General features: G+C 61.4%; 1 protein-coding gene. It reads left to right on the forward strand.

Going from position 1 to position 223, the window contains the following annotated elements; genetic code table 11:
* A partial coding sequence (locus tag ACGF49_RS25405; protein WP_387493617.1) for a hypothetical protein occupies window positions 1-223 on the forward strand: 223 nt, incomplete at both ends.

The raw sequence follows: 223 nt of genomic DNA on the forward strand, positions 1-223 counted from the left end.
GGGTCGGTGCTGGACTGGGTGATACAAACGGAAGGGGTAACGCTGAAAATCGGTATCCGCCGGCTGCGGGAGCTGGCCGGGCTGCCGGACATGGACAATGCGGTTGTGGCCACTTCTTCTTTAGCCGCCCCGCCGGAATTACAGGCTGCACCCCTGCCGCGCCCGAAACTGGCCGATCTGGACGATGACGGGCAGGCGCTGTTGCATCAGGTGATTGATTTTT

Source organism: Photorhabdus sp. RM96S, from assembly GCF_042879335.1.
GTDB lineage: Bacteria > Pseudomonadota > Gammaproteobacteria > Enterobacterales > Enterobacteriaceae > Photorhabdus > Photorhabdus kayaii.